At 49.4% G+C, this 14,361-nt stretch carries 14 protein-coding genes and 1 rRNA gene; 9 read left to right on the top strand and 6 right to left on the bottom strand.

What is annotated here, in order from left to right; all coding sequences use genetic code 11:
- Positions 1-47 precede the first annotated feature (47 nt).
- The 3 genes from EIZ48_RS22065 to tsaA all read right to left on the bottom strand — a co-directional run bounded on the left by EIZ48_RS22065 (position 48) and on the right by tsaA (position 3,867).
- Positions 48-1,172 (bottom strand): patatin-like phospholipase family protein, encoded by a 1,125-nt coding sequence (locus tag EIZ48_RS22065; protein WP_160656403.1) that lies wholly within the window; start codon positions 1,170-1,172, stop codon positions 48-50.
- 137 nt (positions 1,173-1,309) lie between these two features.
- Complete coding sequence (locus EIZ48_RS22060; protein WP_160656401.1) at positions 1,310-3,025, bottom strand: proline--tRNA ligase; 1,716 nt, start codon at positions 3,023-3,025, stop codon at positions 1,310-1,312.
- A 128-nt stretch (positions 3,026-3,153) separates the two neighbouring features.
- Positions 3,154-3,867 (bottom strand): tRNA (N6-threonylcarbamoyladenosine(37)-N6)-methyltransferase TrmO, encoded by a 714-nt coding sequence (tsaA, locus tag EIZ48_RS22055; RefSeq protein WP_160656399.1) that lies wholly within the window; start codon positions 3,865-3,867, stop codon positions 3,154-3,156.
- Positions 3,868-4,009: 142 nt separating this feature from the next.
- Between tsaA and EIZ48_RS22050 the strand changes: the two genes are divergently transcribed.
- Entirely contained in the window at positions 4,010-4,273 is a 264-nt protein-coding gene (locus EIZ48_RS22050; RefSeq protein WP_160656396.1) for a type B 50S ribosomal protein L31, read from the top strand.
- A 13-nt stretch (positions 4,274-4,286) separates the two neighbouring features.
- Entirely contained in the window at positions 4,287-4,427 is a 141-nt protein-coding gene (gene ykgO / locus EIZ48_RS22045) for a type B 50S ribosomal protein L36 (protein WP_075762742.1), read from the top strand.
- Positions 4,428-4,550: 123 nt separating this feature from the next.
- Here ykgO and EIZ48_RS22040 read toward each other — a convergent pair whose 3' ends face one another.
- From EIZ48_RS22040 to metN, 3 genes are all read right to left on the bottom strand, one after another.
- Positions 4,551-5,366 carry a MetQ/NlpA family lipoprotein gene (locus EIZ48_RS22040; protein ID WP_075762743.1) on the bottom strand — a complete coding sequence of 272 codons (816 nt, stop codon included), beginning with the start codon at positions 5,364-5,366 and terminating at the stop codon, positions 4,551-4,553.
- Positions 5,367-5,436: 70 nt separating this feature from the next.
- The gene (locus EIZ48_RS22035) at positions 5,437-6,123 is read right to left on the bottom strand and encodes a methionine ABC transporter permease (RefSeq protein WP_160656393.1); all 687 of its coding nucleotides are present in this window, start codon (positions 6,121-6,123) and stop codon (positions 5,437-5,439) included.
- Entirely contained in the window at positions 6,113-7,147 is a 1,035-nt protein-coding gene (gene metN, locus EIZ48_RS22030; protein WP_160656390.1) for a methionine ABC transporter ATP-binding protein MetN, read from the bottom strand. Before metN ends, EIZ48_RS22035 begins: the two co-directional genes overlap by 11 nt.
- A gap of 291 nt (positions 7,148-7,438) precedes the next feature.
- On the opposite strand from metN, the gene gmhB reads away from it, so the two are divergent.
- The 7 genes from gmhB to EIZ48_RS21995 form a co-directional block, all read left to right on the top strand.
- Positions 7,439-7,993 (top strand): D-glycero-beta-D-manno-heptose 1,7-bisphosphate 7-phosphatase, encoded by a 555-nt coding sequence (gene gmhB / locus EIZ48_RS22025; protein ID WP_160656387.1) that lies wholly within the window; start codon positions 7,439-7,441, stop codon positions 7,991-7,993.
- Positions 7,994-8,198: 205 nt separating this feature from the next.
- Positions 8,199-9,224 (top strand): ABC transporter permease subunit, encoded by a 1,026-nt coding sequence (locus EIZ48_RS22020; RefSeq protein ID WP_160656384.1) that lies wholly within the window; start codon positions 8,199-8,201, stop codon positions 9,222-9,224.
- A gap of 4 nt (positions 9,225-9,228) precedes the next feature.
- Positions 9,229-10,269 (top strand): ABC transporter permease, encoded by a 1,041-nt coding sequence (locus EIZ48_RS22015; RefSeq protein ID WP_160656381.1) that lies wholly within the window; start codon positions 9,229-9,231, stop codon positions 10,267-10,269.
- A 96-nt stretch (positions 10,270-10,365) separates the two neighbouring features.
- Complete coding sequence (locus tag EIZ48_RS22010; protein WP_240153063.1) at positions 10,366-12,156, top strand: extracellular solute-binding protein; 1,791 nt, start codon at positions 10,366-10,368, stop codon at positions 12,154-12,156.
- Positions 12,157-12,190: 34 nt separating this feature from the next.
- Positions 12,191-13,057: an ABC transporter ATP-binding protein gene (locus EIZ48_RS22005; RefSeq protein ID WP_160656375.1), complete on the top strand. Its 867-nt coding sequence runs from the start codon at positions 12,191-12,193 to the stop codon at positions 13,055-13,057.
- Positions 13,058-13,072: 15 nt separating this feature from the next.
- Positions 13,073-13,909 (top strand): ATP-binding cassette domain-containing protein, encoded by an 837-nt coding sequence (locus tag EIZ48_RS22000; RefSeq protein ID WP_160656372.1) that lies wholly within the window; start codon positions 13,073-13,075, stop codon positions 13,907-13,909.
- Positions 13,910-14,285: 376 nt separating this feature from the next.
- Positions 14,286-14,361: ribosomal RNA gene (locus tag EIZ48_RS21995) — 16S ribosomal RNA — on the top strand; the annotation flags it as partial.

Genomic DNA, 14,361 nt, shown 5'->3' with positions numbered 1-14,361 from the left:
CGCCATTTCAACACCTGGAGCACTTTTTTATAAATAAAATACTGATTTTATTTTAAAAAGTTGCGAAGGATCGTTTCCTGTTCGAGGGCATCATGGTAGCCCAGCTCTATTAATGCATTAATATATGCGGGTTCGAACAAAATATAGCTGGTAATCGCAGCATCATCTCTCGGACTGAGTCCGGTAAGGCGCATTAATGCCCGGGTCATTGGTGGCATATGACAGTAGTATTTCTGCGCCAGAGGCTCGAAGGACTTGCTTGGGAAAAGGTGGACGTGATCGACGATTTTCATATTTATCTTCTGTTGCTCAGACGCTGGCAAGGCGTTTAGCAGCGCATTGGTACGAGACAGGTGCTCAAGATCGGCGGTGAGGGTATCGCTGAAAATCGTATCCATCAGGTGGCCGCCCAGAGCCGCCAAGCCGGGAGCTTTGGTGTGGTCTCTTTCATCAAGTTTCTGGTTGATCAAATCGATGATAAGAATCTTGTCGGCCCCCATCTTGAGAGAGGGGCGCAGCGGTGCAAGCTGGTGAATGGAGCCGTCACCATAGTAGGTCTGTCCGAGACGGGTAGCAGGAAAAACAAGCGGTATGGCCGAAGAAGCGAGCAAGTGCTCGGTATTGATTAGAGCACGGCGTCCTTTGGATTTTGCCCGGTCCCATTCTTCCAGCTCTTTTTGCCCCTGAAAAAAACTCACAGATTGACCGCTTTTGTAACTGGATACGGTGATGGAGATACCGTCGAGGTTACCGGCAAGAATTTGCTTTTCCAGTCGTCCGTAGTTGTTGACTTGGTTGAGCAACTGACGAAGAGGACGGTTGTTGAGCAGGCCAAAGGGCGGGCGTTCATGGTGGTCGGCCTGCAGACGGGCAAACCACTGACCGGCAAGGTAGCTGGTCATTCCGTACGGACTGGCTTTGAATATCCGGCGGCTATGAAGACGAGACCAGATCCATTCCAGTTTCTTGACGCCAAGGCGAAAACAAGAGGCGTAGCTGGCGATCGAGGTGACATTGATGGCCCCTGCAGAGGTACCGGAGTATATCGTGAACGGGCTGTGATGTACTCGTGGGTACCACTCGGAAATGGCCTTGAGTACGCCGACCTGGTAGGCAGCACGCGCGCCACCGCCGGATAATAGCAAACTGATTTTTGGCTTATCCTTTGCCATTCAAATGCTTCTCGGTTTCTTTTTATCTTATATTCAAACTATATACCCAAAGCTGTTGAAAAGGCGCGATACAGGGCGCTTTCCCGGAAATAAAAAAGCCTCCGCGAGGGAGGCTTTGGAGGACTGGTCGTCTCAAATTACGCAAGTTTTTGCTTAATGAACTCTACCATGTCGGTAATGGCAACACCTTCTTTGGTGCCGGCACGACGGTCTTTGTATTCCATCTCGCCGTTTTCCAGGCTGCGGTTACCGATAACGATAGTATGTGGGATACCAATCAGTTCATGATCGGCAAACATCACACCCGGACGCTCTTTACGGTCATCAAACAGCACATCGATGCCAGCTGCGGTCAGCTCTGCGTACAGCTTTTCAGCCGCATCTTTTACTTCAGCAGATTTAGCCATGTTCATCGGTACGATAGAGACCTGGAACGGTGCAATAGCATCTGGCCAGATAATACCGTTCTCGTCGTTGTTCTGCTCGATGGCTGCTGCCACGACACGGGTACAGCCGATACCGTAACAACCCATTTCCATGATAGTGTTTTTACCATCAGGACCAAGAACCGCCGCGTTCATTGACTTGGAGTAGTTATTACCAAGCTGGAAGATATGACCCACTTCGATACCGCGTTTTAGCAGCAGGGTGCCCTGGCCGCATGGGCTTGGATCACCTTCAACCACATTACGCAGGTCTTCAACCTGGCCCAGCTCAACATCACGACCCCAGTTGATACCAAAGTAGTGCTTGTCGTCGATGTTGGCACCGGCACCAAAGTCACTCATTACCGCAACCGCGCGGTCAACGATGAAAGGTACAGGCAGGTTAACTGGGCCCAGAGAGCCAGGACCGGCATTCACCAGGCCGCGAATCTCTTCTTCAGTGGCAAACTCAAGCGGAGCAGCAACGCAAGACAGGTTCTCGGCTTTGATTTCGTTCAGCTCGTGATCGCCGCGGATGATCAGTGCCACCAGGTCGGCATCCACTTCTTCCGAGGCTTTAACGAACAAGGTTTTCACTGTTTTTTCAATAGCGATACCGTGTTGCTCGACAAGCTCGGCGATCGTTTTCGCATCTGGTGTATCAACCAACGTCATCTCTGCTGTTGGTGCCGCACGCTCTGTTGTCGGCGCCAGCGCTTCAGCTTTTTCGATGTTAGCCGCATAGTCAGACTCAGTAGAGAAGGCAATTAAGTCTTCACCGCTTTCTGCCAGTACGTGGAACTCGTGAGAGCCAGAACCACCAATTGAACCTGTATCGGCCAATACCGGACGGAAATCCAGTCCCATACGGCTGAATACGTTGCAATAAGCCTGATGCATTGTCTCGTATGTTTCTACCAGGCTTTCTTTGTCCAGGTGGAAAGAGTAGGCGTCTTTCATGATGAACTCACGTGAGCGCATTACACCAAAACGCGGGCGAACTTCGTCACGGAATTTAGTCTGGATCTGGTACAGGTTCAGCGGAAGCTGCTTGTAAGATTTTACTTCGTTGCGAACCATGTCCGTGATCACTTCCTCGTGAGTCGGACCTAGTACAAACGGTCGGTCGTGACGGTCAGCGATACGTAGCAGCTCGGGACCGAATTTGTCCCAGCGACCTGTTTCTTCCCATAGTTCAGAGGGCTGAACCACGGGCATTAACGTTTCGACTGCACCGGCATTGTTCATTTCTTCACGAACAATATTTTCGACCTTACGCAGAACACGCAGACCTGTAGGTAGCCAGGTATAAAGACCTGAAGCCAGCTTACGGATCATACCTGCACGTAGCATCAGCTGGTGGCTGATAACTTCTGCGTCGTTTGGAGTCTCCTTCAGCGTTGAAAGAAGATATTTACTGGTACGCATTGATGGTATCCGTTGGTTGATATGAATTTGATAAGTAATGGGGACATCCCCGGCCGCCTACAGTGGCGGTAACCGCATATACTACCAGCCATTTGGCTGTTCGCCAAAAAGAACAGGCTGCCGTGCGCTTAATCTTTTCTATTTGCCACAGGCTTGTCCAGCGCGGTGACGGTGACTTTCTCGTCGTCAACGGTGAACTTAACATTGTAGTTGAATAAGTGGACACCATACTCTTTGCTGTCCGGTTTGCCCTTTTTGTAGGCCGGGCGAGGATCCTGCGCCAGCACTTCTTCAATCACGGCCCGTTGCCTTGCCAGCTGTTTTCCTGTTAGCTGTGATTCGGCCCGGGCGGTGAAAGTCACAGAGAGTGTGTCAGGCTCTTCGTCGGCAAACCCGCCGGTAGCCAGAGGCAAGCTGTCTGAGTAGGGGATATAGGGCTTGATATCGATAATTGGGGTGCCATCGACCAGATCGACCCCACCGAGCTCAATCACGATATCTTTGCCATCTTGGCGAATGCCCTTGAACTCAACGGCTGACATGCCAATTCCGTTAGGCCGGAAGGTTGCCCGGCTGGCAAAAACCCCGATACGTTCATTACCGCCAAGGCGGGGAGGGCGGACCGTCGGTCGCCAGCCAGCTTCCAGATTCTGATCAAACAAGAATAACAGCCAGAGATGGCTGAATTGTTCAAGGCCGCGTACCGCTTCGAGTGCATTGGCCTCCCCCTGTAGGACGATTTCCGAGCGTGCGCTCGGTACCAGGCCGGGCTGGCGCGGAACGGCAAACTTTTCTTTGTAAGGAGAGCGAATAATACCGATTGGCTCAATTTGATATGACATCTGAATAACGCCTTTTCTCTGATAGCGCAGAACATACCATAAAAAAGTACTTGACCTGAATATGAGAATTATTATCAAATGATATGTTATAACATATCGTAAGCTATGATTGATACAGTAACCGCCAGATGAGGATTGCAAAATGAAACCAGGTATCCACCCCGAGTATCGAACCGTTGTATTTCATGATACGAGCGTTGATAAGTACTTCCTGGTGGGGTCAACGCTAAAAACGGATAAGACAATTACTTGGAAAGATGGCCAGGAATATCCCTATTACACTCTGGACGTCTCTTCAGAGTCCCATCCGTTTTACACCGGCAAGCAGCGTGTGATCAGCACCGAAGGGCGAATGGCTAACTTTAGCCGCCGATTCGGGAGGTTTGGTGCGAAGAAGGATAAATAGGAAGGAAAGTACAATGAAAGTATTAAGCTCGCTGAAAAGTGCAAAGGCCCGTCATCGTGACTGCCAGATTGTAAAACGCCGGGGGCGTGTGTATGTGATCTGCAAGTCCAACCCAAGGTTTAAGGCCGTGCAGGGAAAAGTGAAGAAAAAATAGTGCCGACGGGGAAAATCAATGCTTCGATTGGGGCGCATATTCACAGTCGACATAAAGCAAAGAGGCTTCCCTAATTGGGAAGCCTCTTTTATTCATTTTGTTCCTGGTGTTTGGGAAGCGGGCTTACCAGCCTTTCACTACGCCACCCTGGAAGATTTCTTGTGCTGCGGTATATACCGCCTCTGACTGATAGGCTTTGACGAATGTCTGTACGTTCTCGGCACTGACATTATCTTCGCGGGCAACAATCAGGTTAACGTATGGTGATTCTTTGTCTTCAACAAATACACCGTCGCGTTCTGGAGTCAGATTGATGCTGCTGGCATAAGTCGTGTTAATGATTGCCAGTGCGACATCGTCAAGAGAGCGAGGCAGCTGCGCGGCTTCCAGCTCGACAATTTTCAGGTTCTTCGGGCTTTCAATGATATCCAGTACCGTTGCTGTCAGGCCGGCACCTTCTTTCAGTTTCAGCAGGCCTTGTTGCTCAAGCAGCAGCAGCGAACGGCCAAGGTTGGTTGGATCGTTTGGTACGGCAATCTGGTCGCCGTCTTTTAGCTCGTCAATCGATTTGATTTTGCTTGAGTAGGCGGCAATCGGGTAAACAAAGGTGTTGCCTGCAATGGCAAATTTATATCCCTGATCGGTGACTTGCTGATCTAGGTATGGTTTGTGCTGGAAGGCATTGATGTCGATAGAGCCGTCTTCCAGTGCCGCATTCGGTGAGATGTAATCGGTAAAGGTGATCAGTTCGACATCCAGGCCATATTTGTCCTTGGCTTCTTTGGCTGCCACTTCCGCTACCTGTGCTTCTGCACCTGCCATCACCCCAATTTTAATCTTGCTGTTATCGACTGCGGTTTCTTTCTCGCCACAACCGGTTAGTACAAGTGCTGATGCCAGGCCTGCGACGGCAAAAAGATTCTTAAGATTAAACGCCATGTAACTTCTCCTTAAAGCGGGGGTTTTCCGTAATACTAGATGGTAATTATTAGTTAATGTTTTTTTCTGTTTAGCGGTGGTCGACGCGCTTGACCAAATGGTCGCCAGCCGACTGAATGATTTGTACCAGGATCACCAGCATCACTACGGTGATCATCATGACGGTGCCATCGAAGCGTTGGTAGCCGTAACGGATACCGACATCGCCCAGACCACCGCCGCCGACGGTACCGGCCATCGCTGAGTAGCTGACTAGCGTAACCAGGGTAATGGTGACGGCATTGATGATGCCCGGCAGCGCTTCTGGCAGCAGGACTTTATTGATAATTTGGCGTGGTGTCGCACCCATAGCCTGAGCGGCTTCAACCAACCCTGTCGGTACTTCCAGCAGCGCGCCTTCGACCAGGCGGGCAATAAAAGGAATTGCACCAACAGTCAGCGGAACAATAGCCGCGGCGGTGCCGATAGAGCTGCCGACGACAAACCGGGTAAACGGGATGATGGCAACCAGCAGAATAATGAACGGGATAGAACGGCCAATATTGGTGATTGTTCCCAGGAGCTTGTTCAGCGCCTTGTTCTCCAGCAAGCCGCCATCTTTGGTCAGATGGAGGGCAACACCGGCAGGAATGCCGATCACAAAGCCAATCAGACCGGAAGCAAAAACCATTACCAGTGTTTCGCCCAGAGCATCAATCAGCAGGTAGGTCAGGCGTTCGTTGGCTTGCCACCAGGTAGTAATAGACTCAAGTAACATAACCCAATACCTCTACATTAACTTTGTGATCACGAAGGAAAGCAATGGCGTGTTCTGCGGCCAGCTCTGTTCCAAATAGCTCGGCCAGCATCAGGCCGAATTTCACACCGCCTGCATAGTCCATATCTGAACTTAGAATGCTGATATCAATATTGAACTCACGGGCAACCTGGCTGATCAGCGGGGCGTCAACCGATGCGCCGGTGAACTCAAGACGTACTAATGGGTAGCTGTTTTCGATGCGTGTATCGACCAGGCGTGCCTTGTAGTCTTCGGGGATCGATAAATCCAGTGTCGAGCGGATGAAGTTGCGTGCCAGCTCCGTTTTCGGATGGGCAAAAATTTCACCGACAGGACCTTTTTCAACCAGCTCGCCGTCGCCAATAATTGCCACTTCGGCACAGATGCTTTTGACCACATCCATTTCGTGGGTGATCAGCAAGATAGTGAGATTAAGCTTGCGATTGATTTCTTTTAGCAGTTCGAGAATAGATTGAGTGGTCGCCGGATCCAGGGCGCTGGTTGCTTCGTCGCAGAGCAGAACCTTGGGGTCGGACGCCAGTGCCCGGGCAATGGCCACTCGCTGCTTCTGGCCGCCACTTAAATTCGACGGGTAGGACTCGCTCTTGTCGGCCAGTCCAACCAGTTTCAGCAGCTCGTTGACCTTGGCTTTGATCTCGGCTTTTGTGCTACCGGCAAGTTCCAGCGGCAGAGCAATATTGTCAAAAACGGTACGGGAAGAAAGCAGGTTGAAATGCTGGAAGATCATCCCGATTTTTCGGCGGGCCAGTGTCAGTTCCTGATTGGAAAGCTGAGTGAGATCGATACCGTCAACGATAACATGGCCGTTAGTTGGCTTTTCCAGCAGATTGACGCAGCGGATCAGGGTACTTTTTCCTGCACCGGAAGACCCGATAACGCCGAAGATGGTGCCTTGCTCAATGGTAAGATTGATATCACGCAGCGCGTTGATTTCCTTCTCCCCCTGATAGAACACTTTATTTACTCTGTTTATTTCTATCATCGAACTTCCTAAACCGTATACCTGTTGCCTTGGCAATTTTTACAAGGGTAAAAGCTTGTAAACACTGGTATATCGTAATGCTATTTGTTGTATTTACTTTGTCATTGTTTTGTGCGAAAAGTGTTTATCAATCGCATCTGTTGTTGATGCTAGGGTGTCTAGACGGCTAAGTCAATAGATATTTTTACGTCTAGACGTCCAAACGGCTTTGTGGCTATAAGATAAACAGATGAATCCCAGTCGTAGCCATGCGATAATTTGCCTTAATATATATAGACAGAGGGCTGACTTTTGGCCAAACCAGCAGTTTTTATCGATCGTGACGGCGTGATTAATGTCGATCATGGTTATGTTCATACCGTTGATGATTTTGAATACGTTGAAGGCGTGTTCGAAGCATGTAAGAAATTCAAAGAAATGGGATATCTGCTTGTGCTGGTGACGAACCAGGCCGGCATTGCCCGTGGTATGTACACCGAAGATGAATTCCTGACTCTGACCGAATGGATGGACTGGAACTTCGTCGATAACGGTGTTGAGTTTGACGGCATCTATTACTGCCCTCATCACCCGACGGAAGGAAAGGGTGATTACCTGCAAGACTGTGAATGTCGCAAGCCAAAACCAGGTATGTTTATCTCTGCCCGTGATTTCTTGAAAATCGATATGGCAAATTCGGTCATGATTGGCGATAAAGCCGATGACATGAAAGCCGCGGGTGCTGCCGAGGTGGGAACCAAGATACTGGTTCGTTCCGGTAAGCCTGTGACCGAAGAAGGTGAAGCGCTGGCCAGTGTGGTACTGGACAGTGTGGCCGATGTACCGGCGTGGCTGGCCGCTCGGTAATGCCGAACTTTTGATAGTCTCCCTAAATTGAAGGTCGCAGTCGCGGCCTTTTTTAATGCCCGCAATATGGCCTCGCTTATGTTGCTGGTGACCGCCTGCCAACTCACATTACATTGATTGAAAAGCTGAAATCTCTCCTTGCTGCTATCTTTTAAATACTAGGAAGCATTACTCGCACGCAGTCAGACAAGGAGTTAGTCGATACATGCTGTCGTATTTCTTGCATCGTATGGCCTTGGTGATACCAACGTTTCTTGGCATCACCGTCCTGATTTTTGCCATTACTCGTCTGGTGCCCGGCGGGCCGGTCGAGCGAATGCTGGCCAATATGCAGTTCCAGGGCGACGGCGCTTCGGCAATGACTACGGCAGGTGGAAGCTCAGCGTTATCGGACGATCAACTGGCTCAGTTGAATGCGTTTTATGGTTTGGATAAACCGGTTCATCAGGCCTACTGGGAGTGGCTAAGCAAACTTGTGCAATTGGATCTTGGTGAATCAACTCGGTATTACGAGCCGGTCACCGAGATGATTGCCGAAAGACTGCCTGTCTCGCTGTTTTACGGCGGGATGACGTTTTTTATCAGCTATTTCATTTCCATCCCGCTGGGCTATTACAAGGCGGTGAAGCATGGTTCGGTTTTTGATTCCGGCTCTTCTATCTTAATTTTTATTGGCTATGCCTTACCGGGCTATGTGGTCGGCGTCCTGCTTATTACTCTTTTTAGCTATCACCTGGAATGGTTTCCGATGGGGGGCTTTGTAGGGGATGACTTTGAGGACTACGAGACGTTTGCGGAAAAAGCCTCGGATCTTCTCTGGCATGCCGTCCTGCCGCTGATCTGCTACCTAATCGGTGACTTCGCCACCCTGACGATGACGATGAAAAACAACCTGATGGAAAACTTATCGTCAGACTATATCCGTACGGCCATCGCCAAGGGACTGCCTTTTCGTACGGCGGTACGCCGCCATGCGCTTCGTAACAGCCTTATTCCGATTGCCAGCCATTTTGGCAACTCGTTGCTTTTCTTTATGACAGGATCGTTTTTGATTGAGGTGATCTTCAATATCGACGGGATCGGTCTGCTTGGCTATGAGTCAATCATGCAGCGTGATTATCCTGTTGTGATGGGGATTGTCGCGATTAATGCAGCGATGCTGATGGTCGGTAATATCTTGTCGGATATCTGTGTCGCTCTGGCTGATCCGCGAGTGCGGTTTGGAGCGTGAGCCGATGAGAATGAACCCCCTGACCCTCAAAAAAATACGTCGTTTTAAAGCAATAAAGCGCGGGTACTGGTCTTTTGTCGTATTGTCGTTGCTGCTGGTGATGTCCCTGTTTGCTGAACTGCTGATCAACAGCAAGGCATTAGTTGTCAGGTATAACGGCGTTTATAGCTTTCCGGTATTCAGCGATGTGAAATCGGGGACTGACTATGGTTTCGACTACAGCAACGAGCCGGATTATCAGGCGATGAGCCTGGCATTTTCAGCCCAGGGTAGCGATAACTTTGTCCTCATGCCGATTGTGCCATGGAACCCCTACGAGCAGGATTTCAGCGGCGATTATCCACCGACAGCACCGAGCTTTGATAATAGGCACTTTCTCGGCACGGATGTAATAGGGCGCGATATCCTTGCGCGTTTGGTTTATGGCTTCAGAACCGCAATGGGTTTTGCGCTGCTGACGATGACCGTTTCTTATGCCATCGGAACGTCAGTGGGCTGCGCCATGGGGTTCTGGGGCGGGAAATTTGATTTGTTTGTCCAGCGCCTGATTGAAGTGTGGTCAATGGTGCCGTTCCTGTACGTCATCATGATCCTGGTGTCGATCACACAGCCCACTTTTACGTTGTTTGTCGCCATCAATGTGCTGTTCGGCTGGATGGGTATGACCTGGTACATGAGGACGATGACCTACAAGGAGTCGGCGCGCGAATATGTGATGGCGGCCAAAGCGCTGGGCGCCTCAACGGCCCGGATCATCTTCCGTCATATTCTTCCTAATACCATGGTGATGATTGTGACGCTAGCCCCGTTTACGATTGCAGCCAATATCACGGCGTTAACGGCACTGGATTATTTGGGGCTCGGGCTGATGCCGCCCACGCCGAGTTGGGGAGAATTGCTGCAGCAGGGGAAATCAAACCTGGACTCGCCCTGGATTGTTATCTCGGTGGTGACGGCAATAGTGCTGGTATTGATCATGGTGACTTTTATCGGGGAGGCGATACGCGCGGCTTTCGATCCCAAGAAGTTCACTCGTTATATTTAATGACCGCTAACTCAGGATGTGAAAATGGATAAGAGTATAAAGCTTTACTTATTGTCAGTTCTCTTGGGGGTGAGTTGTGTTGCGAATGCAACGAACATGGCTGATGGCGTTAATGCCAGCGAGTTACCTGAAGGGTTGGTGTGGATATCAAATATGAACGAGCCGCTGTTTGCCTCGGAGCAGGCGAAACGAGGCGGTACGTTCCGAACGTTTATGGCGAGCTTTCCGCAAACTTTACGCAGTGTCGGTCCGGATGCCAATTCAGGGTTGAGACATTATTTTATGGACGGCATGCCCAAGCTGGCGGCCAGACACCCTAACACCGGAAAGTGGATTCCCCAACTCGCTGAGTCATGGGCATTCGGCAGCGATTACAAAACGGTCTATTTCAAACTCAACCCAGAGGCAAAGTGGTCTGATGGTGAGCCTGTTACTGCCGATGACTATTTGTTTATGCTGAAATACTATCGCTCGAAAGACATCATTGACCCCTGGTACAACGACTTCTTTACCAACACCATCGGTACCGTCATTAAATATGATGATCATACTATCGCCATCATTGCCAAGACGGCCAAGAGTAATGATGAGCAGATGGTCATGATTAACTTACCCAGCAATGGACTCCAGCCACGCCCCGAGCATTTCTTTAAGCCTGACAACGATAAAAACAAGGATGGCATCGACGATAATTTTGTTCGCAAGTATAACTTCAGGAGCGAGCCGACAACGGGGGCGTATTATCTCGACAGCGTCAAAAAGGGAAAAAGCGTGATCTTCAGGCATGTCGGCAAGGATTGGTGGGGGTACGGCAACCGCTATTATCAGAACCGGTACAATGTCGATAAGATCCGGCTTCGCGTGATCCGGGATAATGACATCGCCCGCAAGCATTTCGAAAAAGGTGATCTGGATACTTTTGGTCTGGTACTGCCGCATCTTTGGCATGATAAATCAGGCAGTCAGCCATATAAGAAAGGGTATATTCATAAATTCTGGGGCTATAACCAAGTTGCTCAAGGGGCTGGTGGTATATGGATAAATACGGCAAAGCCCTTGCTGGATAACATTGAAGTCCGTAAAGGGCTAACGTATGCGACTGACTTTGACGGGATGATCAAAAATGTGCTGCGAGGGGATTATGTTCGCAAGCCCCATGGGCTTGGTTTTGGCCATGGCGAATATGATCGCGGGGATAATAAGCCGCCGGCGTTTAATCCGCAGCTAGCTGCAGAGCTTTTTACCAAAGCCGGTTTTGAGACAATTGGCCCCGATGGTATTCGCGTCAATAGTCAGGGGCAGCGGCTGAGTTTTGCGGTGACCTATGGCTACCCTGTCTGGTCGCCGCGTATTGCCTATCTAAAAGAGCAAGCGAAGCAGGCGGGCCTGGAACTGACCCTGAACCTGGTCGACGGCTCCGCAGCGTTTAAATATATTCTGGAAAAGAAACACGATCTTGCCTTCTTGAATATGGCAGGAGGGGAGATCCCGGCATACTGGGAATATCTTCACTCCAAAAATGTGAAGCCCCAAACAAACAATCATACCAATTACAGCTCACCGGCACTTGATGAACAGATTGAAGCCTTCAAAGCTGAGTTTGATGTCAGTAAGCGGTATCAGATCTCTCATACGATCCAAAAAATGGTTACTGACGCCTTTATTATTGTTCCGGGTTATATGGTGCCCTATACCCGAGAAGCGCACTGGCGCTGGGTTCGATACCCGGTACCGGGAATGACCAAGAAAACGGAATCCATGTTTTATCCGGTCGAGCTCGGGACATTTTGGATTGATACGGACATCAAAAAAGAAACTAAGGCGGCAATGAAAAAAGGTCGCGCCTTCGAGCCCGTGACGGTGATTGACGATACCTACAAGCTGTAACAGGCCAAGCAAAAGCGATGAAAGGGGAGGCCATATGTCTTCAGATGCCATTTTAAGTGTCAGGGAGCTTGAAACAGAATTTATGACAGATGATGGAACATCGAAGATCCTGCACGGAGTCAGTTTTGATGTGTTCAAAGGGCAGACTCTTGGCTTGGTCGGCGAGTCGGGCTGTGGAAAAAGCGTAACCGCATTGTCTGTTCTGGGGTTGCTCCCCAAGCCCTATGGTTATGTAACTGGTGGTCAGGTGTTATATCGCGGCACTGATTTACTGCAGCTGCCGGCAACCGAAATGTATGCCATGCGGGGAAACCGGATTTCTATTATTTTTCAGGATCCGATGACAGCGTTAAACCCGGTGTATTCCGTTGGCAAGCAGCTTAACGAGGTGCTTGAGCTGCATCGCCCTGAGCTAAACAAGAAAGACAGAATGGCTTTTTCGCTGGAAATGCTGAATAAGGTGCGTATTCCGATGCCGGATAAAAGGCTGAAGGAGTACCCGCATAACTTATCTGGAGGGATGCGGCAGCGGGTAATGATAGCCATGGCGTTGGCCTGCAGGCCTGACATTCTTATTTGTGATGAGCCGACGACGGCGCTTGATGTGACGGTACAAGCCCAGATCCTTGATCTCATGATTGCATTGCAGGAAGAAACTGACATGGCCATGATCTTTATTACGCACGACTTGAGTGTCGTTGCTGAAATTTGCGATGACGTGGCGGTAATGTATGGCGGGCGCATTGTCGAACAAGCCAACGTTTATGACTTGTTTGACAGCCCTCAGCACCCCTATACCGAACGACTGCTGGGGCTGATGCCAAGTCTTAATAACGAGCCGAAGCAGCCGATAGAAATTAAACCGATCGATCCCGAACTGTTTCCGGAGTTCAAGGGGTAGGCAAAGGGTATTTATATGGATGAAATCCTCCGTATTGAAGGACTCAAGCAACATTTCGTCTCTGGAAAAGGGATCTTTAAATCTGGATATGTCGTTAAAGCTGTTGATGGTGTCTCTTTTTCAGTCGCAAGGGGAGAGACCCTTGGCTTAGTCGGTGAGTCTGGTTGTGGGAAAAGCACATTGGGGCGAACCATCCTCAAGCTGTATGAGCCGACAGAAGGCAAGATCTACTTTGAGGGGCTGGATATCACGGCCTATTCGGTTAAAAAGATGCGCCCACTTCGCAAAGACATGCAAATTGTCTTTCAAGATCCTATGGAGTCACTTAACCAGCGTCATACTGTTGGTATGATTTTGGAAGAGCCCTTTATCATTCATAACATCGGCACACCAAAACAACGTAAGGAATGGGTAAAAGAGCTACTGGTAAAAGTTGAATTACCTGAAAGTGCAGTTCTGCGTTATCCGCATGAGTTTTCCGGAGGCCAGCGCCAGCGTATTGGTATCGCACGTGCGATTGCATTGAAACCCAAATTATTAATCTGCGATGAGTCTGTGTCTGCCTTGGATGTATCGGTACAGGCACAGATCCTGAATTTGTTGCTCCAGCTACAACAAGAGATGGATTTAGCCATGATTTTCATCTCCCATGATTTGTCAGTGGTCAAGAATCTCTCTGACCGCGTTGCAGTGATGTATCGAGGAAAAATTGTTGAGCTTGGCGGGGTAAAAGAGATCTATGAATCTCCTCAGGCGGATTACACCAAGACTTTATTAGCTGCAATTCCTGTTACCCACCCAAGAGAACGCACCCGAAAAAAGCCTGCCAGAGTGAATGAACACGTAGCCTGAAGATGAAAAGTGCCCGGGGTGTTGTTTTTTCTGTGCTTAAAGTGGCCTGCTTTTCCTCTTTTGGCTAAAGTTTGTACGGTTAGTCGCTTGTGTGTTATTTTTTTTTAAATCGCGCTTGCCAACACGATCGAACTCTCTATAATGCGTCTCCGTTGTCACGACAAAGCACTGATTCAGAGCGGTCGTAATTAACATTGTTCTTTAACAATTTGACCATGCAATCTGTGTGGGCACTCGTGAAATGATTAGTCAAAAGATTTATCAGTGAACTGAGTGACCAATACAAATAACTTCGGTTATTTGGCACAGTCAATTCGTTCTAACTTAGTTAGAACAATCAGTATTCATTGAGCCGGTCGAGAGACCAACAAAACTTTAATTGAAGAGTTTGATCATGGCTCAGATTGAACGCTGGCGGCAGGCCTAACACATGCAAGTCGAGCGGCAGCGAC

The sequence above is a fragment of the Photobacterium alginatilyticum genome (genome assembly GCF_009910675.1).
Lineage (GTDB): Bacteria > Pseudomonadota > Gammaproteobacteria > Enterobacterales > Vibrionaceae > Photobacterium > Photobacterium alginatilyticum.
This window is presented reverse-complemented; position numbering and strand designations above follow the sequence as displayed.